A 25,948-nucleotide genomic window follows, 5' to 3' on the forward strand; every position below is an offset into this window, starting at 1 on the left:
TTACTGCTTCACCCTGCCGTGATACAGGGCCTGCCCGTCATGCCACCACGCCGCCAGGCTGAACACATCCGGCACCTTGAGGATGCTGAAGTGGTTGCCCGGCCCCTGCCATACCTCCAGTTGCGGCAGCCAATCGCGCCAGCCCTCCTCCATGACCTGCTGCTCGCGCTGGTTGCCGGCGAGGTCCAGGCTCGGGTCAGCCACCAGCACCAGCCGCGCCAGGCCGTTGAACCCGCCGTCGGGACGGTACACCGTGCGCAGGGCCGTGGCGAAGGTCCGCACCACGCCCTCGAGCGCCTGCGCCGAGGAACGCGACGGCATCAAGCCGACCCGCACCATGGCCGCGTGCAACTGGCGCAGTTGCTCCTGATCGTCGGTTTCGGCAAAGGCCGCAGGTTCGATGCCCAACGACTTGCCGGTGGACAGCTGCAACGACTCGATCAGCCGCTGCAGGGCCTGGGTAAAGGTGTACGGCTTGCCGCAACTGCCCCCCGCGCCCGGCGCCTCGCTGTCGATCAGGGTCAGGGAGCGCACTTCGCGCCCCTTGACCTGCAGGCGTAGCGCCATGGCATGGGCCACCCAGCCACCGAACGAATGCCCGACCAGGTTCAACGGGCCTTCGGGGTACAGCGCCTCGATGGCCCGGACATGGCAGTCGGCGGCGGCCTCCACGGCGCTGTGCGGCACCTCACCCACGGCCAGGCCCCGGGCCTGCAAGCCATGCACCGGCCAATCCGGCCCCAGCGCCTCGGCCAGGCCGATAAAGCTGGTCACGCTGTCACCGGCCCCCGGCACGCAGAACACCGGGACATGGGACGGCGTACCGCTCTGGATCGCCAGCAGCGGCTGGTGCGTCGGCGCAACGCCGCCGGCGGAGGCCTGCAACGCCTGTGCGATAGCCTGGCCCAGCACCGCCGCTTGCGGATCCTGCACCATGCTCTGGTGATCGCCCGGCACGCTCAGGCACTGCAACGCCTGCCCCGGCAAGGCCTCGGCCCAGCCCAGGGTCGGGCTGTCGGTGACGATGCCGGCGCTGCGCTGCTCGGCCACGAACAGGTGCAGCGGCACCGGCAACGGTGCCAGCCGGTAGTGGGCCAGGGCATGCCCATGGGCCAGGTGACGCTCGAAGAAGTGGCGCAATTGCCCGTCGCTGGCCTGAACCAGGCCGGGCACCAGGAGCTGGCGCTCGCGGCAGTGGGCTAGCAGCGCGTCGAACGCCAGCGCTCCGGGCTGCAATGCCTCGATCTCGGCCAACTGCGCGGCTCCCGCCTCGCCCTGGGCCTGCCAGTGCACCCGGCAATGCAGCAACAGCTGCGCTTGCAGCAGGTGCGGCCCTTGCCAGCGCGCCTTGCCCTGGTCGCTCAGGCGCGGCACGTAGGTGTCGATCAGGCCGACGAAGGCCACCGGCTCGTCCGCGCCCAGCAACTGCGCGGCCACCTCGTAGGCCAGCACGCCGCCGAACGACCAGCCGGCCAGCCGATACGGCCCGTGCGGCTGCACGGCGCGGATCCGCCCTGCCAGGCGTGCCGCCAGGCACTCCATGGTGTTCAGCTGCGCTTCCCCGGGGGCGACGCCAGCCAGGCCGTAGACGGGGAAATCACCTTCGATATGCCGCCCCAGGACCGGGAAGTACAGGTCCAGGCCACTGAACTCGTGGATCAGGAACAATGCAGGCTGGCTGCCTGCGGCGCGCACCGTGACCAGGCCTTCGTCCTCGTCCGCACCCTCGCCCAGGCGCGCTGCCAGGGTGGCGATGGTCGGGTGCTGGAACAGCTCCGCCAGGGTCGTGTAGAGGCCGGCCTGGCGCATCTCGCCCACCAGGCGGATCGCCGACAGCGAATGCCCGCCCAGTTCGAAGAAGCTGTCATGCCGCCCGACCCGCTCGACCTCCAGCACCTGCGCCCACAGCGCGGCCAACGCCTGCTCCACCGGTGTTGCAGCGGCCTCGAACACCGCCACGGCCAGGTCCTGCGCGCCCGGCAGCGGCAGCGCCCGGCGGTCGACCTTGCCATTGTTGGTCAACGGCAACGCCTCGAGCGCGACGAACGCCGCCGGCAACATGTACTCCGGCAGCCGTTCGCGCAGGAAACCGCGCAACGCCACGCCGTCGAGGGCCGTGTCGGTGCGGGTGTACCAAGCCACCAGGCGCAGCGGTCCCTGCTCCAGGCGCAGGGCCATGACCACGACTTCGTCCACGCCCGGGCACTGGGCCAGGTGCTGCTCGATCTCGCCCAGCTCGATACGGAAACCACGGATCTTCACTTGGTCGTCGGTGCGTCCCAGGCATTCCAGCTGGCCGTCATCACGCCAGCGGGCCAGGTCGCCGGTGCGGTACAACCTCGCGCCGGGCCCAGTGCCGAACGGGTCGTCGAGGAAACGCTCGGCCGTCAGTTGCGGGCGATTCAGGTAGCCCAGGGCGACGCCGTCGCCGCCAATGTACAGCTCGCCGGTCACGCCTTCGGGCAACAGGCGCCCGTGCGCATCAAGGACATAGGCCGTGGTGTTGCCGATCGGGCCGCCGATCGGCACATGCTCGGCGTCGTCGGCCAAGGCCCGCACGGTGCAGGCGGTGGCAAAGGTGGTGGTCTCGGTGGGCCCGTAGCAGTGCACCAGGCGCAGGTTCGGCGCCCGCGCCAGCAACGCCCGGAAGCTGGCGGGCTCGCCGCGCTCGCCGCCGCACAGCAGCACCCGCAGCCCGGCCAGGGCCTCGGGGATCAGCTGCACGTACTGGTTGAACAGCGCCGTGGTGACGAACATCACGCTGGCACCGCCCTGGCGCAACGCGGTGGCGAACTGCGCCGGCTCGACCAGGGTCTGGTGATCGATCACCAGCACCTGGCCACCGTTGAGCAGGCCGCCCCAGACATCCAGGGTGGCGGCATCGAACGCCGGGTTGGAGACGAAGGCGAACCGGTCGCTGGCATCGAAGTCGGCATAGCCGTTGTTCAGCACCAGCCGGGTAATGCCGCGGTGGGTGACTCGCACGCCCTTCGGCGTACCGGTGGAGCCGGAGGTGTACATCACATAGGCCACCGTGTCGGCGTCCTGCGCGAGGTTCGGGTTGTGCGCCGGCTGGTCGTCGAGGGCCAGGCAGTCCAGGTCGATGCGCCGCGCCTCGCATTCCGCCGCCAGGCTGCCAAGGGTCAGCAGCGCCACGGCCTGGCAGTCCTGGACCATGAACGCCTGGCGTTCGACCGGGGCGTTGATGTCCAACGGCACGTAGATGGCCGCGCACTTGAGCACGGCCAGCTGCGCCACCAGCAAGGGCAACGAACGCGGCAGCAGGATCGCCACCGGGTCACCTGCCGCCACGCCCTCGCCGATCAGCCAGTGGGCCAGGCGGTTGGCTTGCTCGTTGAGCTCGCCATAGGTGAGCTGGCGTTCATCATGGCGCGCCGCCAGCGCCAGCGGGTGCCGCGCCACCTGCTGCTCGAACAGGCGCTGCACCGGCAACTCGCGCGGGTAATCACGTTGCGTGGCGTTAAAGCCCACCAGCAACCGCTGGCGCTCCCCGGCCGGCACGATATCCAGCCGTTCCAGGCCTCGTTCGGGATCCTCGGTCAGGGCCTCGACCAGGTTTTCCAGGGCCTGCTGCAGATACCCGCACAGGCGCCGCGCATCCAGGCCCGGCGCACACTGCGCGGTCAGGCCGAAGCCTTCGCCCAGGTCGTCGATGCTCAAGGCCAGCGGGTAGTTGCTGCGTTCCTCGGCATGCAGCAGCTCAATGCCTTCCCAGGCACGGCCGGCTGCACTGTCACGGACCAGGGCCGTGGCACTGTGGCGGTAGTTGAGCAAGGCGCTGAACAGCGGCGCGCCGGGCGGCAGCGCGCTGCAGCGCTGGGCCAGGGCCAGTTGCGCATGCTCGTGCACCAGCAGCCCGGTGAGCCGGCGGTGGGTGTCGAGCAGCGCCTCGCGCACCGGCAGGCGGCCCACCTCCAGACGCAGCGGCAAGGTGTTGATGAACACGCCCAAGGCGCGCTCCACGCCTTCGCCACCCTGCAGGCGACCGAGCAGCACGGTGCCGAACACCACGCTGTCGCGCCCCGACAACTGCCCCAGCACCATCCCCCAGGCCAGGTGCATCAGGCTGGCCGCACCGACACCCAGCAATCGCGCCTGCTCGCGCAGGTGTCGCGCCAGCCCGTCGTCCAGCAGTATCCGGGCTTCGGCCTCGGCGCCCTGATGAGCCAGCGGATGCGGGCCATAGGGCAAGGTCGGCTCGTCGATGTCGCCCAGCTGTTCGCGGAAGAACGCCTCGTGCTCGGCCTCGCCCGCGCCCTGCAGCACCTGGGCGATGTAGTTGCGGTACGGCACCGGCGCGGGCAACTGGCGCTGCTCGCCGAGCAGGCAGGCCTGCAGTTCGGCACGCAGCACATCCTGGGCCACGTGGTCCATGACCAGGTGGTGGAACAGCAGGGTCGCGGTGATGCGCCCGCTGGCCGGGTCCTGGCTGTGCAGCAAGCGCAGCATGGGGGCGCGGGTCAGGTCCAGGCGCAGGACCTGCGGCGCCTCCGGCGTCACCTCCTGTACCGGCAGCGATGCCTGGCGCCACACCACCTGTACGGGCTCGGCGAGGCCGTCCCAGTACAGCGAGGAGCGCAGGATATCGTGACGGGCGATCACCTGGTGCAAGGCCCGCTGCAGCGCCTCCAGCCGCGCGCGGTCGGCCACGGCGAAACGCGCCTGCAACAGGTACGGATCGTCACCCTCGCTGGCCAGGTGGTGGTAGAGAATCCCCGCCTGCAACGGCCCCAGCGGGTAGATGTCCTGCACGTTGGCGGCGCCGCCCGGGACCTGGGCGACGATGCGGTCGATGGCCGCCTGCTCCAGCGACACCAACGCCAGCAGGTCCGGTGTGATGCGTCGGCAGTCGGCGCCAATACGGTTGACCGGCACCCGGCTCCCGCCATGCTGGCCCAGGGTCGCGGCCAGGGCGGCCAGGGTCGGCTCGGCGAACAGCACGCGGATATCCGCCTCCAGGCCCTCGGCGCGCAGGCGGGCAATCAGGGTCACCGCCAGCAGCGAGTGGCCACCCAGTTCGAAGAAGTGGTCCTGGCGCCCTACCCTCGGCACGTTCAGCAACTCGGCCCACAGCGCCGCCAGATGGGTTTCGGCTTCCCCTTGCGGCGCCTCGTAGGCACGGCTGAGCACGGCTTCGGCGCCGGGCTCGGGCAGCGCCTGGCGGTCGAGCTTGCCGTTGGCGGTCAGCGGCATGGCCGGCATCGCCACATAGGCCGACGGCACCATGTAGTCCGGCAGCTGCGCCAGGGCATGCCGGCGCAACGCCTCGATCCCGGGCGCGTCGTCGTGGGCGGTGAACCAGGCGACCAACCGCTCGCCACGCAGCAGCACCGCCACTTCACGAATGGCGGGATGACTGGCCAGGCAGGCCTCGATCTCGCCCAGTTCGATGCGCAGGCCATGCAGCTTGACCTGGAAGTCGTCGCGGCCGAGGAACTCCAGCTCGCCGTCGGCGCGACGGCGCACCAGGTCGCCGCTGCGGTACAGCCGCTCGCCGACCACGAACGGGCTGTCGCCAAAGCGCTCGGCGTCCAGTTCCGCCAGGCCCAGGTAGCCACGGGCCACGCCGACGCCGCCGATGTGCAGCTCGCCCACCACGCCACGGGGCACCGGCAGGCCGTTGCGATCGAGCACGTACAGCCGGGTATTGGCGATCGGCCGGCCGATCGGTGGCGCGCTTTCAGGCAGCGGCTGCCCGGGCTCCAGGGTCCAGACACTGCAATCGACGGTGGCCTCGGTCGGGCCATAGACGTTGTGCAGCCGCACCTGCGGCAGGCGCTCGCGCACCTGGTGCAGCAACGTCGTGGTCAGCTCACCGCCACCACAGACGATATCGGTGAGGCTGTCGCAGGCCGCGCTGGCCTCAAGGGCGAGGAATTGCTGCAGCAGCGCCGGCACGAATTGCACCACGCTGACCCGCTGGCGCTGGATCAGCGCCGCCAGGTAGGCCGGATCGCGCTGGCCGTCCGGACGCGCCAGCACCAGGCGCAGGCCGGCGCACAGCGGCCAGAACAATTCCCACACCGAGGCGTCGAAGCTCACCGGGGTCTTGTGCAGCAGCGCGCCCTCGACGGTCGGGGCGATCAGCCGCGAGCTCCAGTGCACCAGGTTGCACAGGCTACGGTGCTCGACCATCACCCCTTTCGGCGTGCCGGTGGAGCCGGAGGTGTAGATCACGTAGGCCAGGTGGCGGGCACCCAGCCCCGGGACCTGTGGATTGTCCGGCGACTGGCCGGCCCAGGCCGGCTGGTCGAGGTCCAGGCGCGGTACCGCGCTGTCGACAAAGCGCCCGCGGCTGCCGGCATCCACCAGCAACGCCAGCGGCGCGCTGTCGGCAAGCATGTAGGCCAGGCGCTCGTCGGGGTAGCCCGGGTCCAGCGGCACGTAGGCGCCGCCGGCCTTGAGCACCGCCAGCAGCCCGACCAGCAGCTGCGGCCCACGGGCCAGGCACACCGCGACCCGGCTGTCGGCGACCACGCCCTGGGCGATCAGTTGATGGGCCAGGCGGTTGGCCGCCTCGTTCAGTTGCCGGTAGCTCATCTGGCCGTCCTCGGCCTGCACCGCCAACGCCTGCGGCATACGCGCCACCTGCGCCTCGAACAACGCCTGCAGCGGTTGCTGCAGGCCACCCACCAGCTCGCTGGCATTGCAGGTCACCAGTTCCTGGCGACGCTCGGCGGCGCCCAGCAGTTCGACCTTCGCCGGCACCGCCTGGTCGCTGCCGGCCATCGCCCACAGCAGTTGCTCCAGATAGCCGACATGGCGTTCGATGGTCGCCCGGTCAAACAGTGCCGTGGCGAACTCCAGGGCGCCGCCGTAGCCGTCGGCGGTCTCGCCCAGGCTCAGGGTCAGGTCGAACTTGGCGAAGATCTGCGCGCCGCCCAGCGCCTCCAGTTGCAGGTCGCCCAGCTGCAAGGTCTCGCCCGGGGCGCCGTTCCAGGCCAGCGACACCTGGTACAGCGGGGTATGGGCCAGGCTGCGCGGCGGGTGCAGCAGTTCCACCACCTGTTCGAACGGCAGGTCCTGATGGTCCTGGGCCTGGCTGACGCAGGCCTTGACCCGGGCCAGCAGCGCGCCGACATCGGGCAGTCCGGCGGTATCGATGCGCAGGGCCAGGGAGTTGACGAACAACCCGATCAGCCCTTCGACCTCGGCCTGCCGACGGTTGGCCACCGGCGTGCCGATCACCACCTCGGCCTGGCCGGACAGGCGCGCCAGCAGCACCGCCCAGGCGGCGCCGAACAGCATGAACGGGGTGACGCCATGGCGCAGGCACAGCGCCCTGAGGTCTTCGCTCAGACGCCGGTCCAAACGTATCTCGACCCGCTCACCCTGATAGTCCTGGCGGGCCGGCCGCGGCCGGTCGGTAGGCAGGGTCAGCAGCACCGGCGCGCCAGCCAGGGCCTGTTGCCAGTATTCGCCCTGGCGCTGCAGCGCGTCGCCGGCCAGCCAGCGGCGCTGCCACAGGGCGTAGTCGCCGTACTGGATCGCCAGCGCCGGCAGCGGATCGTCGCCCCCTTCGCTGAAGGCCTGGTACAGCGCTGCCAGCTCCTGGGTGAACACACCCATCGACCAGCCGTCGGCGACGATATGGTGCAAGGTCAGCAGCAGCACATGATGCTCCACCGCCAGGCACAGCAGGCGGCCGCGCACCGGCAACTGGTGCGCCAGGTCGAACGGCAGCAGCGCTTCGGCCTGCATCAGTTCGGGCAACTGCTGCGCGGCGCCGCGCAAATCGTGCCAGGCCAGGGCGAAGCCGCCGCGCCCTGGGGCCACCCGCACCCGCGCCTCGGCGCCTTCCTGGGTGAAGTGGCTGCGCAGGCTCTCGTGACGCTCGACAATGCGCGCCAACGCCTGCTCCAGCGCCGCGCGGTCCAGTGGCCCGCGCAAGGCCAGGCCCAGGGGAATATGGTAGGCGGCGCTGGCATCGTCCATCTGCGCCAGGAACCACAAGCGCTGCTGGGCGAACGACAGCGGCAGGGACTGGCCACGGGGCGTCGGCTCGATGGCCGGCAGCACCTCACCGCCGCGCTCAGCCAGGGTCGCCGCCACCGCCAGCAGACGGTCATCGCCGAACAGCTCGCCCAGCGACAGCTCGCGCCCCAGGCGCGCCCGCACCTGACCGACCATGCGCATGGCCAGCAGCGAATGGCCGCCCAGTTCGAAGAAGCGGTCCTGGCGCCCTACCCGTTCCAGCTGCAGCAGCTCGCACCAGAGCTCGGCCAGGGCCGTTTCCAGGGCGCCTTCGGCGGCCTCGTGGGCCTGGCTGGCCGACGCCTCGCGCTCGGGCAACGGCAGCGCCCGACGATCAACCTTGCCGTTGGCGGTCAATGGCCAGGCATCCAGGCGCACCAGCGCGGCAGGTACCATGTAAGCCGGCAGACGCTGTTGCAGGGCGGCGCGCAGGGCGCCGACCGGCTGCGCCTCAGGGCCGGAGATGTAGTAGGCCACCAGGCGCGGCTGGCCGGGCTGGTCCTCGCGGGCCAGCACCAGCGCTTCGGCGACGCCGGGCAAGGCCAGCAGTTGCGCCTCGATCTCCCCTAGCTCGATGCGCAGGCCGCGCACCTTCACCTGGTCGTCGTTGCGACCCAGGTAGTCCAGGGTGCCGTCGGCGTTCCAGCGGGCCAGGTCACCAGTGCGGTACATGCGTGCGCCGGGCTGCTCGCTGAACGGGTCGTCGAGGAAGCGCTCGGCCGTCAGTTGCGCGCGGTTCAGATAGCCCCGCGCCACCCCGGCACCGCCCACGTAGAGCTCGCCGGTCACGCCGCACGGTACCAGTTGCCGCGCCTCGTCCAGCAGGTAGATCCGGGCATTGGCGATCGGCCGGCCGATGTCCAGCGCCCCGCCCGGCAGCACCAGCCCGGAGCTGGCGACCACCGTCGCCTCGGTGGGACCGTAGTTGTTGACCACCACGCAGCCCGGGTCGCTGCTGAACTGGCGCAGACGGTCGCCACCGATCAGCAGGGTGCGCAGGGTTGGATGGCGCAGCCCCTGGGTGAACGCATATTCGGCAACCGGCGTCGGCAGGAAGGCCACCTTCAGTGGTTGCTCCAGCCACCAGGCCAACAGGCCGTCGAGCTGCTCGTTGCCCAGCTCGGCCGGTGGCAGGTGCAGTACCGCGCCGGCGCACAGGGCCGGCCACACCTCCCAGGCCATGGCATCGAAGCCAAAGCCGGCGACGCTGGCGGTGTGCTCGCCGGCGCCCAGCTCGAAGGCCTTGCAGTGCCAGTGCACCAGGTTGGCCAGGGTACGGTGCTCGACCATCACGCCCTTGGGCTGCCCGGTGGAACCGGAGGTGTAGATCACGTAGGCCAGGTGGCTGGCCAGCAGGCCGGGCAGCTCGGGATTGTCCGTGCGCGCCGGCCAGTCCGTCCGGTCCAGGGCCAGCACAGGCACGGCCAACCCGTCCAGGCGTGCCAGCAACGCCTGCTGGGCCAGGACCACCACGGGGGCGCTGTCCTCGAGCAGGTAGCGCAGGCGCTCATCCGGATGCGCCGGGTCAACCGGCACATAGGCACCACCGGCCTTGAGCACCGCCAGCAGCGCCACCAGGGTATCCAGGCCGCGCCGGGCGACCACCGCGACCCGGTCGTCCGGCCCCACGCCCCGTTCGATCAAGTGATGGGCCAGGGCGTTGGCGCGCTGGTTCAGCTCGCCGTAGCTCAGGCGTGCATCGCCAGCCACGGCGGCCAGCGCCTGCGGGGCACGGGCCGCCTGTGCCTCGATCAGGGTCGGCAGGGTCTGGTCGAGCGGGAATGCCCGCGCGCTGCCGTTGAAGGTATGCAGCAGGCGCCGACGTTCGACGTCACCGACCAGTTCGACCTCGGCCAGGGGCGCCTGGTCGTTGGCGACCATGCCGCGCAGCAGGCGCTCGAAGTAACCGGCGAAACAGCGCACGGTGCTTTCATCGAACAACGCCGTGGCGTACTCGAGGCTGCCGACCAGCGCCTCGCCCTGCTCGCCCATGCTCAGCGACAGGTCGAACTTGGCCACCTGGTTGGCCTGGGCCACGCCCTCCAGGTGCAACCCCGCCAGGCTCGGCGCGGCGCCCTCGGTGGCCAGCCAGTTGAGGGTGGTCTGGAACAACGGCGTATGGCCGAGGCTGCGCGCCGGGCGGACGATCTCCACCACCTGTTCGAACGGCAGGTCCTGATGCGCCTGGGCGTCGAGCAGGCGTGCCTTCACCTGGGCCAGCAGGCGCTCGCTGCTCGGCGCGCCCGACGTGTCGATGCGCAGCGCCAGGGTGTTGACGAACAGCCCCACCAGCGGCTCCAGCTCGGCATGGCCGCGCCCGGCCACCGGACAGCCCACCACGACCTCACTCTGGCCGGACAGCCGTGCCAGGGTCGCAGCCCAGGCACTGAGCAGCACCATGTACAGTGTTGCCTGATGCCGCTGGGCCAGGGCCCGCAGGCCGGCACCGAGACGCGCATCCAGCTGCAGCGCCAGGCTGGCGCCGCTGAAGTCCTGGCGTGGCGGCCGTGGCCGATCACTCGGCAAGCTCAGCAGGGTCGGCGCGCCATCCAGGGCCTGGCGCCAGTAGTCGGCCTGGCGTTGCAACTGCTCGCCGGCCAGCCAGCGCCGCTGCCACACGGCATAGTCGCCGTACTGGATCCCCAGGGTCGGCAACGGATCGTCCAGGCCCTGGCACATGGCCGGGTACAGCGCGCCCAGCTCACGGGTCAGCACGCCGAGGGACCAGCCGTCGGCGACGATATGGTGCAGGGTCAGCAGCAGCACATGGTGCTGATCCTCCAGGCGCAGCAGGCTGGCGCGCAACAGTGGTCCCTCGACCAGGTCGAACGGGGCGGTGGCCTCGGCCTGCAGGTGCGCGGCCAGTTCATCGGGCGACAGGCTCAGGCGCCGCAGCCAGCCCGGTTGCGGTCTGTCGGCGATGTGCACCTCGGCGCTGTCGCCTGCGGGCACGAAGCGGCTGCGCAGGCCCTCATGGCGCGCGACGATGCACAGCAAGGCGCGTTCCAGCGCGTCGGCATCCAGCGAACCACGCAGGCCCAGGGCCAGCGGCACGTTGTAGGCCTGGCTGCCGCCCTCCAGCTGGGCCAGGAACCACAGGCGCTGCTGGGCGAACGACAACGGCAGGGGCTGCTCGCGGGACACCGCGACGATGGCCGGCAGCGCACTGTGCCCGGCGCTCGCCAGCACCTGGGCCACGGCGGCCAGCTCGGGATTGGCGAACAACTCGGCCAGGGTCAGCTCGACGCCGAGCCGCAGGCGCACCTGGGACACCATGCGCATGGCCAGCAGCGAATGGCCACCCAGGGCGAAGAAATGGTCATGCCGGCCAACCCGCTCCACCTGCAGCAGTTCGGCCCACAGCTGGGCCAGGGCGCTTTCCAGTTCGCCCTCGGGGGCCACATAGCCACGCTCGAACAGCGCCGAACGCTCCGGCGCCGGCAAGCCGCGGCGGTCGAGCTTGCCGTTGGCGGTCAGCGGCAGCGCCTCCAGGGCGACGAAGGCCACCGGCACCATGTACTCCGGCAAATGGGCAAGCAGTTGCGTGCGCAGGTGCTCGGGCAAGGGTGCCTCGAGTCCGGCTTGCGCGGTGAAGTAGGCCACCAGGCGCGGCTGGCCCGGCTGGTCTTCGCGGGCCACCACCACGGCCTCGCCGATGCCCGGCAGGCTGTTCAGCCGGTTCTCGATTTCGCCCAGCTCGATACGCACCCCGCGAATCTTCACCTGGTCGTCGTTGCGCCCCAGGTAATCGAGGGTGCCGTCGGCCAGCCAGCGCACCAGGTCGCCGGTACGGTACATGCGCGCGCCCGGCGTGGCCGCGAACGGATCGTCGAGGAAGCGCTCGGCAGTCAGCTGCGGGCGGCCAAGGTAGCCACGGGCGACCCCGGCGCCGCCAATGTACAGCTCGCCCGCCACGCCCAATGGCACGGGCTGCAACCCGGCGTCGAGCACATACAGGCGGGCATTGTCCACGGGACCGCCGATGTGCAGCGCGCCCCCCGCCTCCACCACCCCGGAGCTGGCCACCACGGTGGTCTCGGTCGGGCCGTAGTTGTTGACCACGGCGAAGGTCTGGGTGCGGTTGAACTGGCGCAGGCGATCGCCGCCGATCAGCAGGGTACGCAGGGTCGGGTGCCCGAGCTGATGGCTGAAGGCGTATTCGGCCACCGGCGTCGGCAGGAAGCCGACATCCAGCGGTTGGTCGCGCCACCAGGCCAGCAACGCATCGAGGTCCTCATGGCCCTCGCCGGCGGGCGCCAGGTGCAGGGTGGCCCCGGCGCACAACGCCGGCCAGACCTCCCAGGCCATGGCGTCGAAGCCGAAGCCGGCCAGGCTCGAAGTGTGCCGGCCCAGGCACAGGTCGAAGGCCCGACAGTGCCAGTCCACCAGGTTGTTCAAGGTGCGGTGCTCGACCATCACCCCCTTGGGCTGCCCGGTGGAGCCCGAGGTGTAGATCACGTAGGCCAGATGTTCCGGTCCCAGGTCGGCGACGTCTGGATCATCCAGCCGCTGCGCCCAGTCAGCCTGATCGAGCGCCAGCACGGGCACCGTGATCCCATCCAGGCGGCCCCGCAACGCTTGTTGGGTCAGCACGGCCACTGGCGCGCTGTCGTCGAGCAGGTAGCGCACCCGCTCGTCCGGGTGGGCCGGGTCCACCGGCACGTAGCCGGCGCCGGCCTTGAGCACCGCGACCAGGCCAATCAGCGTGTCCAGGCCACGGCGGGCGAACACTGCCACGCGGTCGTCGAGGCGCACGCCCAGGCCGATCAGGTGGTGAGCCAGGGCATTGGCGCGCTGGTTCAGTTGCTGATAAGTCAGCGACTGGTCATTGGCAGTGGCGGCCAGGGCGTGGGGATGGGCCTGGGCCACGGCCTCGATACGCCGATGCAACGGACCGTGCGGCTGTTCGATGCCCGGGGTCTGGTTGAAGGTTTCCAGCAGCTCCTCACGCTCGTCGGCAGGCACCATCGACAGCGCCCTGATTGCAGCGGTGGGCGTCGCCGCGAGCAGGCTGCGCAGGGTCTGCTCCAGGTAGGCACAGACGCGCCGTGCCGGCACCTCGGGGCTGGCCAGCAGGGTAAGGCGGAACGCTTCGCCGAAGTCGTCGACGCTCAACGTCAAGGGGTAGTTGGTGGCCTCGGCGGCGTGCACGATCTCGATCCCGGCCCAGCCGGCGCGCAGCACCGCTTCGGACCCCGAGGCCGCGCTGTGGCGGTAGTTGAGCAAGGCATTGAACAGCGGTGTCGGCGCCGCCACGCCGCTGCAGCGCTGGGCCAGGGCCAGGGGCGCGTGCTCATGGCGCATCAGCGTGCTCAGGCGCTGGTGGGTGGCCTTGATCGCGCAGGCCAGGTCGGCGTCGTCCAGGTCCACCCGCAGCGGCAAGGTATTGATGAAGATGCCCAGCGCCCGGTCGGTGGCCTCGGCGCCTTGCAGGCGACCCATCAGCACGGTGCCGAACACCACCTGGTCGCGCCCGGTCAGGCCGCCCAGCACCCGCGCCCAGGCCAGGTGGAACAGGCTGGCGACGCTCACCCCCTGGCTGCGGGCCTGGGCGCGCAGCTCGCGGCACAGCGCCAGGTCGAGGTCCAGCGCGTGCTCGTTCAGCACCGCGCCATCCCCCTGCACATCGGCCAGGCCATAGGCCAGGGTCGGCGCGTCCACGCCGCCGAGCATGTCGCGGAAGAACGCCTCGTGCTCGGCCTCGCCGACGCCCAGCAGGGCCTGGGCGACATGATTGCGGAACGGCAGCGGACGGCCCAGCCGGGCGCTTTCGCCGAGCAGGAAGGCAAGCATTTCGTGGCGCACCACCTCAAGGGCGCTGTGGTCCATGGCCACGTGGTGGAACTGCAGGGTCGCATGGACCTGCCCGTCCGCCTGCGCCGCCTGGCATTGCAAGCGGATCAACGGTGCCTGGGTCAGGTCGAAGCCGCTGTCCGGCAGCTGGCCCTCGGCAAGCTGGGTGACCTGCAGCCGGGCCTGGCGCCAGACCACCTGCACCGGCGTTTCGAGTGCCTTCCAGTGCACCGAGGTGCGCAGTATGTCGTGACGGTCGATCACCCCTTGCAGGGCCTGGGCGAAGGCCTCGACCCGGGCGCTGCTGGCGAACACGAAGCGCGCCTGCATCACGTAGGGATCGTGGTCGCCGGCGCTGGCATGGTGGAACAGCATGCCCTGCTGCAACGGCACCAGCGGGTAGATGTCCTGCACATTGGCCGCGCCGCCGGGCACGCCTTCGACCAGTTGGTCGATGCTGGCCTGGTCGAGTTCGACCAGGCTGAGCATGTCCGGAATGATCCGTGTGCAGCCAGCCGGGATGCGGTTTTCCGGGACCTCGACGCTGCCCTGGCGAGCCGCCACGTACTCGCCACGCTCGAGCATCCCCAGCAGCGCCGGCTTGTGCTCGCGCAGCCGCGCCACCAGCGCGGCGTCGCTCAGGGCCTGGCGATTGCCCTGGACCACCAGCTGGCCATCCTTGAGGGCCAGCTGGACATTGTTGGCGGCCAGGGTCGCCAGTAGTTCGTTGATGCTCACAGGACGATCTCCATTCTGTCTGTGATGGCGGCATAGCCTGCCAGCGTCGGGTGTTCGAACAGGCTGCGCACGTCGGCCTCCAGGCCCGCCTCGCGCAGGCGCGAGGTGAGGGTCACGGCCAGCAGCGAGTGGCCGCCCAGTTCGAAGAAGTTGTCGTGGCGCCCTACCCGCTCCACGCCCAGCAGCTCGCCCCAGATGCGCGCCAGCAGCTGTTCGGTGTCGCCCAGCGGCGCCTCGTAGGCCCGCGCCGGCAGGTCCGGCTGCGGCAGCGCCTTGCGGTCGAGCTTGCCGTTGGGGGTCAGCGGCAAGGCGTCGAGGGCCATGAACAGCGCCGGTACCATGTACTCGGGCAGTTGCCCCAGCAGCGCCTCGCGCAGGGCCTCGGCGGGCGGCGCATCGCCGGTGACGTAGGCCACCAGGCGTGGGCCGGCCGGCTGGGCGTCGTGCACCAGCACCACAGCTTCACGCACCCCAGGCACCCGGGCGAGACAGGCCTCGATCTCGCCCGGCTCGATGCGCAGGCCGCGCAGCTTGATCTGGTGGTCGGTGCGGCCGAGGAACTCTAAGCTGCCGTCAGGGCGCTGGCGCACCCGATCGCCACTGCGGTAAAGGCGCTCGCCGTCAGCGAACGGGCTGACGATGAAGCGTTCGGCCTGTTGCTCCGGCAACCCCAGGTAGCCACGCGCCACCCCGGCGCCGCCGATATGCAGCTGGCCGGCGACGCCCAATGGCACGGGCTGGTCGTGGCCATCGAGCACGTACAGCCGGGTGTTGTCGATTGGCCGACCGATGGGCAGCGCGCCCGGCGTCAGCGGATCCTGCGGGTGCAAGGTGCAGACGCTGCAATCGACCGTGGTCTCGGTCGGCCCATAGACGTTGTGCAGCCTTGCCCGTGGCAGGCGCTCGCGCACTTCGCGCACCAGGGCCTCGGTCAGCTCGCCACCGCCGCAGACGATATCGCTGAGGCTGTCGCAGGCCGCGCTGGCGTCGTGTTCGAGGAACTGCTGCAGCAGCGCCGGCACGAACTGCACCACGCCGACCTGTTGCTGGCGGATCAGCTCGGCCAGGTACTGCGGGTCGCGCTGGCCATCCGGGCGCGCCAGCACCAGGCGCACGCCGCTGCACAGCGGCCAGAACAGCTCCCACACCGAGGCGTCGAAGCTCACCGGGGTCTTGTGCAACAACGCACCCTCACCCGGGAACAGCCCGGCGCTCCAGTGCACCAGGTTGACCACGTTGCGGTGCTCGACCATCACCCCCTTGGGCAGCCCGGTGGAGCCGGAGGTGTAGATCACATAGGCCAGGTTGGCGGCGGTCAGGCCCGGCACCTGTGGGTTGTGGCTTGGCTGACGGGTCCAGTCCGCCTGGTCGAGATCGACCTGCGTCAGTGGCAGATCCCCCATCAGCACCCGGGTAGCCGTCTGCACCAGGACCGCCCGTGGCTGGCTGTCGACCAGCATGTGGCGGATCCGTTCGGCCGGATAGTCAGGGTCGAGCGGCACATAGGCGCCACCGGCCTTGAGGATGGCCAGCAGGCCGACCACCAGCGAAAGGCCGCGCTCGACACAGATCGCCACCCGATCGTCGGGCTGCACGCCCAGCGCGATCAGGTGATGGGCCAGGCGGTTGGCCTGGGCATTGAGCTGCTCATAGCTGAGTTCACCCTGCTCGGCGCTGAGCGCAACGGCCTCAGGCCTACGCAAGGCCTGGGCCTCGAACAGTTCCTGGAGGGTCCGGTTCAGCTGGTGGGGCTGCGCCGTGCGGTTGAAGTCGTGCACCAGCTGGTCGCGTTCCTCGGCCGACAGCACTGGCAGTTGCAGCAGCGCTTGCCGTGGCTGATGGGCCAAGGCCTCGGCCATGGCCTCCAGCACCCGGCGCATCTGCTCGCAGACACGCGCGGCGCCAACATCCGCCGGGGCCAGGGCAACCAGTCGGAAGCGTTCGCCGATATCGTCCACGCTCAGGCTCAGCGGATAGTTGCTGCGCTCGTTGCTGTCGAGGGTCTCGATGCCTTGCAGGGCCTGGCGCTGCTCCTCGTCCGCCTGGCTGCCGTGGCGGTAGTTGAGCATGGCGCTGAACAGCGGCGCCGGGGCCGGCACGCCACTGCAACGCTGGGCCAGGGCCAACGAGGCGTGCTCGTGGGCGAGCAAGGCGCTCAGGCGCTGCTGGGTCAGGCGCACGGCGTCCTGCAGGTTGGTGCCTGCAAGGTCCAGGCGCAGCGGCAAGGTGTTGATGAACATGCCCAGCGCCTGGTCCGCTCCCGCGCCGCCTTCCAGGCGACCGAGCAGCACGGTCCCGAATACCACGCTGTCACGGCCACTGGCGGCGGCCAGCAGGCGGGCATAGGCCAGGTGGAACAGGCTGGCGACGCTGATACCCAGCTGCCGGGCCTGCTGACGCAGACCGGTGGCCAGGGTTTCGTCCAGCCACAGCTGGGCCTCTTCGATGCCGAGGCCATCGACCTGCACATCACCCAGGCCGAACGGCAGGGTCGGCTCGTCGATATCGCCCAACTGCTCGCGGAAGAACGCCTCGTGCTCGGCCTGGCTGACGCCCAGCCGCGCCTGGGCCACGTAGTTGCGGTACGGCGCGCCTTGTTCGGCGGGCACCGGTGCGCCCTGCAGATAGCCGACCAGTTCCCGGCCGAGCACATCCAGCGCGGTATGGTCGAGGACGATATGGTGGAACTGCAGCACGGCCTGCCGTCCGGCGCCCTGCGCGTCCGGCCAGTGGTACAGGCGCACCAGTGGCGCCTGGTCGAGGGCCAGGGCATGGGGCACCGCAGTCTCGTCGGCCACCTCGAACAGCGCCAGCCCGGCCTGGCGCCAGACTACCTGCAATGCCTGCGGCAGGCCGTCCCACAGTACTGAAGTACGCAGCACGTCATGACGGGCGATGACCTTGCCCAGGGCATCGACGAAGGCGTGCAGCCGGTCACGGCTGGCGAAGGCCATGCGCGATTGCAGCACATAGGGATCGTGCTCCGGCGAGCTGAGGTGGTGGTAGAGAATGCCCTCCTGCAACGGCGCCAGCGGGTAGATGTCCTGCACGTTGGCCGCGCCGCCCGGCACCGTGGCGACGATGCGCTCGATGGCGGCCGGTTCCAGCTCCACCAGCGGCAGCATGTCCGGGGTGATCTGGATGCAGCCGGCCGGGATCCGGTTGGCCGGGACCTCGACCTGGCGGCCATGGCCCAGGGTTGCCGCCAGCGCCGCTACCGTCGGCTGACCGAACAGGGTGCGCACATCGGCCTGCAGGCCGGCCTGGCGCAGGCGCGCGGTGAGGCTCACCGCCAGCAGCGAGTGACCACCGAGTTCGAAGAAGTTGTCGTGGCGACCGACCTGTTCGATGCCCAGGACTTCAGCCCAGATCGCGGCCATGGCCTCCTCGGTCGCGCCGATCGGGGCGACATAGGCCTGGCGTGCCAGGGCCGAAGGATCAGGGTCCGGCAGCGCCTTGCGGTCCAGCTTGCCGTGGCTGGTCAGTGGTAGCTCCTCCAGGCGGACGATGGCTTGCGGTATCAAATGGCCCGGAAGGCTGGCCTGCAAGCCTTGGCGCAAGGTGTCGAGATCGACCACGGCGGTTTCGGTGAACCAGGCCAGCAGACGCTCGTCACGCACCAGCACCACGGCGTCCGCGATACCCGGCTGAGCCTTCAGCGCAGCTTCGATCTCGCCCAACTCGACCCGCACGCCACGGATCTTCACCTGGTCGTCATTGCGGCCCTGGTAGTCCAGCGTGCCGTCGGCATTCCAGCGCACCAGATCGCCTGTGCGGTACATCCGGCCGCCGTTGAACGGATCGTCGAGGAAGCGCTCGGCGGTCAGTTCGGGACGGTTGAAGTAGCCTCGGGCGACCTGCGCGCCACCGATGTACAGCTCACCGGTTACCCCCACCGGCACGGGCTGGCGTTGCTCGTCCAGTACATAGACGCGGGTGTTGGCGGTCGGCTTGCCGATGTGCAGCGCGCCGCCCGGTTGCAGTTGCCCCGACGTCGCCACCACGGTGGTCTCGGTCGGGCCATAGTTGTTGACCAGCGCAAAGCCCGGATCGCGGTCGAACTGGCGCAGGCGGTCGCCGCCGACCAGCAGCGTGCGCAGGGTCGGGTGCTGGCGTTCGCGGCGCAGCGCCTGCTCGGCGACCGGTGTCGGCAGGAAGCTCACGTGCAGCGGCTGCTCCAGCCACCAGTCGAGCAGTTCATCGACATGCTCGCCGCCGATGGACGCCGGCGGCAGGTGCAGCACCGCTCCGGTGCACAGCGCCGGCCAGGCTTCCCAGGCCATGGCGTCAAAGCCGAAGCCAGCGACGCTGGAGGTGTGGCTGCCGGCGCCCAACTCGAAGGCCTGGCAATGCCAGTGGATCAGGTTGGCCAGGGTGCGGTGCTCGACCATCACCCCCTTGGGCTGGCCGGTGGAGCCGGAGGTGTAGATCACATAAGCCAGCTGATTTTCGTCCAGCCCTGCAACCACAGGATTGCTGGCCGCGTGGTCGAGCCAGTCATCGCCATCCATCAATACTGTAGCTACATCGCCGACCAACGCTTCGGTGGCCGATTCGACCAGCACCAACGCCGGCGCACTGTCACTGAGCAGATAGGCAATCCGCTCCGACGGATAACCCGGATCGACCGGCACATACGCCGCGCCGGCCTTGAGCACCGCCAGCATCGCCACCAGCCGTTGCGGGCCACGCTCCAGGCACAGTGCCACACGGTCGCCCGGGACCACGCCACGCTCGATCAGGTGATGAGCCAGGCGGTTGGCACGCTCGTTGAGTTCGCCGTAGCTCAGACTCAGATCACCCTGTACAACGGCCAATGCTTCAGGCGCTTGAGCCTCGACCAGCGCGTGCACGGTCTGCCCTTGTGGGTAGTCCATGTCCGTGGCATTGAAACCTTCGAGCACCTGGCGCCGCTGCGTGCCGTCGAGGATGGGCAGCCTGTCGACCTGCGCCGCGCCACCTTGCTCCAACGCCTGGATCAACTGGCTCACGGCAGCGGTCATCCAACCTGCGACCCGCTCGGCACCGATCCCCAGCAGGGCCAGTACGCTGAGGCTGAAGCCTTCCCCGTGGTCGTCCACGCTCAGGGTCAGCGGGTAGTTGCTGCGCTCTTCACCGCCGAGCTGATGCATGCCCTGGAAGCTTGCGGCATCCACACCGGCCGTATCGGTCGGGCTATGACGGTAGTTGAGCAAGGCACTGAACAGCGGCGCCGAGGCCGGCACGCCGCTGCAACGCTGGGCCAACGCCAGCGACGCGTGCTCATGCCCGAGCAGCGCCGACAGCCGCTGGTGGGTGGCCTGCACCGCGGCGCGGGCGCCCTTGGCGGTGTCGATGCGCAGCGGCAAGGTGTTGATGAACACCCCCAGCGCCCGGTCGGCGCCCTCGCCGCCTTGCAGGCGGCCCATCAGCACGGTGCCGAACACCACGTCACCGCGCCCCGCCAGCACGCCCACCACGCGGGCCCAGGCCAGGTGCATCAGGCTCGCGGCACTGACCCCAAGCGCCCTTGCCTGCTCGCGCACCCGGCGCGACAAGGCCGGATCCAGCGGCAGGCGCGACTCCTCGATATCGCGCCCGTCGCCCTGCACATCGGCCAGGCCCATGGGCAAGGTCGGCTCGTCGACATCGCCGAGCATGTCGCGGAAGAACGCCTCGTGCCCCGCTTCGGCGGCGCCCAGGCGAACCTGGGCCACGTAGGTGCGGTACGGCACGGGCGCGCTCAACAGGTGCTGGCGACCGGAAAGGATCGCCTGCAGTTCGTGGACGATCACCTCCATCGCCGTGTGGTCCAGGGCCAGGTGGTGGAAGTGCAGGACGGCCACCACCCGTTGCAGGGCCGGGTCCAGGGCGTAGGTCAGGCGCAGCAGCGGCGCCTGGGTCAGGTCCAGCCGCTGCAGGCGGGCATCGAAGTGCGCGTGCAACCGCTCGATCACCGCGTCTTCGCCGAGCCCGGTGACGTCACTGACTGCCAGCTGGGCCTCGCGCCAGACCACCTGCACCGGCTCGCCCAGTCCTTCCCAGACCACCGAGGTGCGCAGGATGTCGTGGCGGTCGATGACCTGTTGCAGGGCCTCGGCGCAGGCCTGCAAGCGATCCAGGCTGTCGAAGGCCAGGCGGGTCTGCAGCAGGTATGGGTCGCCCTGCTCGGCACTGAGGTGATGGTAGAGGATGCCTTCCTGCAGGGGCGCCAGCGGGTAGATTTCCTGCACGTTGGCGGCGCCACCCGGCACGCTGGCGACGATTCGGTCGATGCTGGCCTGGTCGAGATCAATCAGACTGAGCATGTCCGGGGTGATGTGCATCGCATCGCTTGGGACACGGTTGGACGGCACCTCGATCTCACGTCCCGAGCCCACCGCAGCCGCCAGCGCCGCCAGGGTCGGCTGGGCAAACAGTACGCGCACATCGGCATCCAGGCCGGCCTTGCGCATGCGCTCGATCAGGCTTACCGCCAGCAGCGAGTGGCCGCCCAGTTCGAAGAAGTGGTCATGGCGACCAACTTGCTCGACTTTGAGCACCTCGGCCCAGATCGCGGCCAGCGCGGTTTCGATTTCACCTTGCGGCGCCTCGAAGGCACGGCTGACCAGCGCCTCACTGCCCGGCTGCGGCAAGGCGCGGCGGTCGAGCTTGCCGTTGGCGGTCAACGGTAGCGCATCCAGGAGCACATAGGCCGACGGCAGCATGTAGTCCGACAGCACGCCTTGCAGACGCTCATGCAGCTCGCCGATGGTCGGCGCCTGGCCGGTGAAGTAAGCGACCAGGCGCTTATCGCCCGGCACATCCTCGCGCACGATCACAGCGGCATCGCGAACCCCCGGGCATTCGCCCAGGCGCGCCTCGATCTCGCCCAGTTCGATACGGAAGCCACGCAGCTTGATCTGCTGGTCGGCACGGCCCAGGTAACGCAGGGTACCGTCGGCCTGCCAGCTCACCAGGTCGCCGCTGCGGTACATCGTGCCACCGTTGAACGGATCCAGCAGGAAGCGCTCAGCCGTCAGTTCCGGCTGCCCCAGATACCCCAGGGCCACGCCGTCACCGGCAATGTACAACTCGCCCACCGCGCCCACTGGCAGCAACTGCTGGCGGGCATCGAGCACATAGCAGCGGCTGTTGCCGATCGGCTTGCCAATCGGGATGCTGCCCTCGCCCACCTCGGTGATTTCGTGGGTGGTGCTGAAGGTGGTGGCCTCGGTCGGGCCGTAGCCATTGAGCAGGTGTTGCGGCGCACCATCACGCAGTACCCGGGCGATCACCGCCGGGTCCAGCACATCGCCACCGACCATCAGGTAGCGAAGCGCTCGGAACGCCGGCAGCAGGTCGTCGGCGAACTGATGGAACAGGCCAGCGGTCAGCCACAGCACGGTGACGCCCTGCTCCAGCAGCACTTCGCGCAGGTCCTGGCGCGACAGCACCTGGTCCTGGTCGATCACTACCACAGCGCCGCCATTGAGCAACGGCGCCCAGACTTCCAGGGTGCTGGCGTCGAACGCCGGATTGGAGGCGAAGGCAACGCGGTCCTGGCTGTTGAAATCGGCAAAGCCGTTGTTGATCACCAGGCGCACGATGGCCCGGTGCGGCACCTGCACGCCCTTCGGTGTACCGGTGGAGCCAGAGGTGTACATGATGTACGCCGCGCTGCCGGCGTCCACCGCCAGGCCCAGCGGCGCATCCGCGTAGCCGCCCAGGTCGAGCCGGTCGAGTTCGACCCGACGCGCACCCTCCACTTGCGGCTGGTCGCTGTGGGTCAGCACCAGCCGCGCCTGGCTGTCGTCCACCATGAATGCCTGGCGCTCGGCCGGGGCGTTGCCGTCCAGCGGCACGAACACCGCCGCGCATTTGCTGACGGCCAGCTGGGCCGCCAGCAGATCGAACGAACGAGGCAGCAGCAAGGCTACCCGGTCACCCGCCTGTACGCCCTGCTCCAGCAGGTACCCGGCCAGCCGGCTGGCCTGCCGGTCGAGCGCCTGGTAGCTCCAACGCCGCGTGCCATGGGCCACCGCCAGCGCATCCGGGCTGGCCTTGGCCTGCGCCTCGAACAGGGCATGCACGGGCAGGTCGCGGGGATAGTCGCGACGGGTCGCATTGAACTGCCGCGCCACGCGCTCGCGCTCGGCGTCCGGCAAGGCGTTGATACGGTTCAACGGCGCCGCCGGCGTGTCCGCCAGGGTATCGGCCAACCGCGCCAAGGCCGTCTGCAGCAGCTGGCAGACCAGTGCCCCCTCCACTTGCGGCACCGCCTGCACGGTCAGGATGAAACCGTCGCCCAGGTCGTCGACGCTAACCACCAGCGGGTAGTTGCTGCGCTCATGGGCGGCCAGCAGTTCGATGCCCTGCCAGGCCTGTGCGCGCTGCGCCCCGCTGGCCGCGCTGTGGCGGTAGTTGAGCAGACTGGTGAACAACGCCTGGGAGGCCGGCACGCCGCTGCAGCGCTGGGCCAAGGCCAGGGAGGCCTGCTCGTGTGCCAGCAGACGCGCCAGGCGTTGGTGGGTCAGGCGCACGCCGTCGACTACATCCATCCCCCCTACGCTGACCCGCAGCGGCAAGGTATTGATGAACATGCCCAGCGCCCGCTCGGCGCCCTCGCCGCCCTGCAGGCGACCGAGCAGCACGGTGCCGAACACCACGTCCTCGCGTCCGGACAGCTGCGCCAGCACCTGCCCCCAGGCCTGGTGCACCAGGCTGGCGACGCTGATGCCCAGCAACCGTGCCTGCTGACGCAGGCGCAGGGCCAGCGGCTCGTCCAGGCGCTCGCGGTGGTCGAGCACGTGGCTGCCGTCGCCCAGCGCCCCGCGCAGGCCGAACACTTCGGTCGGCTCGTCGATATCGCCCAGCAACTCGCGGAACAACACCTCCTGCGCCTGGCTGTCGTCACGCAGACGCGCCTGGGCCACATAGTTGCGGTACGGCACGCTGTCGCCCTCGGGCATGCGCCCCAGCAGCGCATCGCCGACCTCGGCCACCAGCAGTTCCATCGCGGCGTGGTCGAGAAGGATATGGTGCAGCAGCAGGGTCGCCTGCAAGCGGCCCTGTTGCTCATGGCTGCTCAGGTGCATCAACGGTGCGCGGCCCAGGTCCAGGCGCGGGCTTTCCAGTGCCGGCTCAAGGTCCAGGCGCGCCTCGCGCCAGACCACCTGCACCGCTTCGTCGAGCCCCTGCCAGTGCACGCTGGTGCGCAGGATGTCGTGGCGGGCGATGACCTGGTTCAGCGCCGCGACGAAGGCGTCCAGCTCGACCTGGCCGGCAAAGGCGAAGTTCAGTTGAAGTACGTAGGGGTCGACCTCGGCGCTGGCCAGGTGGTGGTAGAGAATGCCCTGCTGCAACGGCGCCAGGGCGTACAGGTCCTGGATATTGGCCGCGCCGCCGGGAATTCTCTGCACCAGGCTGTCGAGCGCAGCTTGTTCCAACGTCGCCAGCGGCAGCATGTCGGTGGTGAGGCGTGTGCAGCCCGCCGGGATACGGTTGGCCGGCACTTCCAGCGTCACCGCGCCGCCCACCGCCGCCGCCAGCGCCGCCAGGCTCGGCTGGCCGAACAGCACCCGCACATCCGCCGCCAGGCCGGCCTGGCGCATACGCGCGGTCAGGGTCACGGCCAGCAGCGAGTGGCCGCCAAGCTCGAAGAAGTTGTCATGACGACCGACCCGGTCCACGCTCAGCAGTTCGCTCCACAACTGCGCCAGCAGGGTCTCGACCTCGCCTTGCGGCGCCTCGTAGACCTGTTGCGTGGTTTCCGGCTGCGGCAGCGCCTTGCGGTCGAGCTTGCCGTTGGGGCTCAGCGGCAGCGCGTCGAGGTGGGTGAACGAAGCCGGCACCATGAACTCCGGCAACTGGCCCAGCAGCGCCGCGCGCAGCGTGTCCGGCGCCTGCCGGGCGCCGGTGTAGTACGCCACCAGGCGCTGCTCGCGGGCCAGCACCACCGCCTCCTTGACCCCTTCGATACGGGTCAGGCAAGCCTGGATTTCGCCCAGTTCGATGCGCAGGCCGCGGATCTTCACCTGGTCGTCGTTGCGCCCGAGGTATTCCAGGTTGCCATCGGCCAGGTAGCGGGCCAGGTCGCCGGTGCGGTACATCCGCCCCCCGGTCCTGAGCGAGAACGGATCATCGAGGAAGCGTTCGGCGGTCAGTTGCTCGCGGTTGAGATAGCCGCGGGCCACCTGCACGCCACCGATGTACAGCTCGCCGGCCACGCCCACCGGTACCGGCTGGCCCTGGGCATCCAGTACGTACAGCGCGGTATTGGCGATCGGCTTGCCGATCGGCGTGTTGTCCGGTGTCGTCACGCAGTGCCAGGCGCTGACATCCACCGCCGCCTCGGTCGGGCCGTACAGGTTGTGCAGCTCGACCGTCGGCAGCTGTGCGTGGAAACGCCTTGCCAGGCTGCCGGGCAAGGCCTCGCCGCTGCATAGCACACGCTTTAGCTGATGTGGCAGGACTTCGCCATGGGCGAGGAACACATCGAGCATCGACGGCACGAAGTGCAAGGTGCTGACGTGCTCTTCACGGATAACCTCGCGCAGGTACTCGGGATCACGATGCCCGCCAGGGCGCGCCATCACCAGGCGGGCGCCGGTCTGCAGCGGCCAGAGGAACTCCCACACCGAGACGTCGAAGCTGAACGGGGTTTTCTGCAACACCACGTCACCGGCGCCCAGCCGGTAGGCGTCCTGCATCCACAGCAGGCGGTTGACCACCCCGGCGTGCTCGTTCATCACGCCCTTGGGCAGGCCGGTGGAGCCAGAGGTGTAGATCACATAGGCCAGGTGTCGCGGGGTCAGCCCTACCACCTGCGGGGCATGCGCCGGCTGCGCCTGCCAGGTCGGCCGGTCGAGGTCGATCAGCGGTGCCCGACTCGTCTCCGGCACGTCGCGGGTGGCACCGTGCACCAGCACCGCCAGCGGTGCGCTGTCATCGAGCATGTGACGGATGCGCTCGGCCGGGTAGGCCGGGTCGACCGGCACGTAGGCGCCACCGGCCTTGAGGATGGCCAGCAGGCCGACCACCATCGACAGGCCGCGTTCAACGCAGATCGCCACGCGATCGTCAGGTTTTACCCCCAACACGATCAGGTGATGGGCCAGGCGGTTGGCCTGCTCGTCGAGCTGGCGATAGGTCAGTTCACCTTCTTGCGCCCTCACCGCAACAACGGTCGGCGTGCGTCTAACTTGAGCCTCGATCATGCCGTGCAGGGTCTGATCGAGGTCGTAGTCCACCCGTGTGTCGTTGAAGTCGACCAGCACTTGGCGCCGCTCCTCGGCACTCAGCACCGGCAAGCGGTTCAGTGGCTGCTGCGGATGTTGTTCAAGCGCCAGCAACAGACCGTCGAGCACCTGCAGCATCTGTGCGCAGATCCGCTGCGCGCCCACCTGGGCCGACACCTGCACGCCCAGGCGCAGGCCGTCGCCGAAGTCATCGACGTTCAGGC

2 protein-coding genes (1 of these 2 cut by a window edge) are annotated in these 25,948 nt (G+C 69.8%); both read right to left on the bottom strand.

The annotated features are described in order from the left end of the window. Positions 1–14,526 carry a non-ribosomal peptide synthetase gene (locus HU735_RS13805; protein WP_186713940.1) on the bottom strand — a complete coding sequence of 4,842 codons (14,526 nt, stop codon included), beginning with the start codon at positions 14,524–14,526 and terminating at the stop codon, positions 1–3. Next, positions 14,523–25,948: the end of a non-ribosomal peptide synthase/polyketide synthase gene (locus HU735_RS13810; RefSeq protein WP_186713941.1), read on the bottom strand. 14,026 nt of this gene lie beyond the right edge of the window; the window shows 11,426 of its 25,452 coding nt (coding positions 14,027–25,452); the start codon falls outside the window, past its right edge; it ends in the stop codon at positions 14,523–14,525. The genes HU735_RS13805 and HU735_RS13810 overlap by 4 nt, the downstream gene beginning before the upstream one ends.

It is taken from the genome of Pseudomonas sp. BW16M2 (assembly GCF_014268865.1).
GTDB classification, from domain to species: domain Bacteria; phylum Pseudomonadota; class Gammaproteobacteria; order Pseudomonadales; family Pseudomonadaceae; genus Aquipseudomonas; species Aquipseudomonas peradeniyensis.